Annotated in this window: 2 protein-coding genes; both read left to right on the forward strand. The window is 50.5% G+C overall.

What is annotated here, in order from left to right; translation table 11 throughout:
• Positions 1-217, forward strand: a 217-nt coding sequence (locus BZJ21_RS16735; RefSeq protein ID WP_077670248.1) for a hypothetical protein, incomplete at its 5' end; no start/stop codon positions are given.
• A 234-nt stretch (positions 218-451) separates the two neighbouring features.
• On the forward strand, positions 452-1,735 hold the full coding sequence (gene ltrA / locus BZJ21_RS15225; RefSeq protein ID WP_077670249.1) for a group II intron reverse transcriptase/maturase: 1,284 nt from the start codon (positions 452-454) through the stop codon (positions 1,733-1,735).
• The last annotated feature ends 70 nt before the right edge of the window (positions 1,736-1,805 follow it).

Below are 1,805 nucleotides of genomic sequence, written 5' to 3' on the forward strand. Positions count from 1 at the left end.
CATCCAGAGAAACACTGGAAGCGTTCATCAAGAGGCAACTCAAGGTGAACGTTGGTGTGAGGTGGCAGATGAATCCGTAGTAGTGAGTAAGGCTCGGCCTAAGAAAGCCAGTAATGGTGTGGAGGAGAAAACCGAGCTGACCATCGGCACAGTGTCTGATGGAGCACCGTTCAGCCAAAAGCGAATCGGTGTTGCGAAGGGAGGAAGTACACTTTAAAGACTGTGATGAGCAGATGTTTTTTTGATAGTACCCAAATCGATTAGCTATCGAGGTATTCCGAACCGGTCACCTTAGGAATAAGGCTCTGGAACGAGAAACCGCACACGGGAGTAACTCGGACACTGTTTAGTAAATTGCCCTTGAGCTAGAAGGCTAAACGACCAAGTGAAACAAACCCATATCGACAAAGCGCATCCTGCCCCCACACAGCACACAACCCAAGAGGACAGAGTGAGAGTTTATTACAGCCTGTATGGTCACCTGCTGGACAAGCAACGACTGTACAACGGATTTAAAAAGGTGTGGAAAGCAAAAGGCGCGGCCGGAATAGATAGGCAGAGCCTGAGTGACTTCGCCTCGGATCTGAGTAATCAACTCGACCAACTGCTCTTTGAGCTCCAAACCAAGCAATACAAGCCACAACCGGTCAAGCGGGTAGAGATCCCCAAAGACGACGGTGGTGTAAGGTTACTTGGTATCCCGACGGTTCGGGATAGAGTTGTCCAGCAAACCCTGAACGACCTACTCACGCCCATCTTCGAGGCACAGTTCCACCCATCAAGTTTTGGGTACAGACCGCATCGAGGGTGCCACGACGCTATCAACAAAGCCACGATGTTCATTCGCCGCTATGGGCTAAACCATGTCGTGGATATGGACCTGTCGAAATGCTTCGATAAACTCGACCATGAGCTTATCATCAAAAGCATACGCAGACGGGTCACGGATAGCAGCGTGCTAGCGCTGCTCAGGCAGTTCTTGAAAAGTGGGGTAATGGTCGAAGGCAACTGGCAGTCGACAGAAATAGGCAGTCCGCAAGGTGGGGTGATCAGTCCACTGATCGCTAATATCTATTTGGACGCTTTCGATCAAGCAATGCGAGAGCGGGGGCACCGAATAGTACGCTATGCGGACGATATTCTGATTTTCTGTCGAAGCCGAGCAGGGGCGGAAAATGCCCTTGTACAAGCGACAAAGATACTGGAGCAAACGCTGAAGCTAAGCGTGAATCAACAAAAGTCCCACATCGCGCATAGCGATGAGGGTGTGAAGTTCCTAGGGGTAGAGATCGGGCGAACACATACCCGAATCCAACCGAAGAAACTAGCAGGGTTCAAAGCAAAGCTGAAGCGGATGACGAAACGGAACAGTGGAAAACCGCTACCGGTCATCATCAAGATGCTAAACCCCGTGATACGAGGATTTAGTCAATACTTCAGGATCGCCAATGCCAACAGGGAGTTCAAGAAGCTAGCCGCTTGGCTGAGACGCAGGCTACGCAGCATACAACTTAGACTGTGGAAGAAGCCGTCAAGGCTACATCGCAGACTGAGACAGCGAGGTTATAAACCGCCATTTAAATGGATAAGCATGACCAGCTGGAGAAATGCAGCGAGCCCGCTAGCAAGCTATGCAATGCCCAACCAGTGGTTCGATGAGCTGGGGTTAGTTAATCTTGAACACGTAAGGACAGGGCATGTGTTTAGCATTTATGCTGAATGGAAGTGTGCATGAGCCGTATACGAGGTCCGTATGTACGGTTCTGTGAGAGGGATGAGGCGGCAACGCCTCACCCTACTCGATG

The organism is Salinivibrio costicola subsp. alcaliphilus, assembly GCF_001996185.1.
GTDB lineage: Bacteria > Pseudomonadota > Gammaproteobacteria > Enterobacterales > Vibrionaceae > Salinivibrio > Salinivibrio costicola.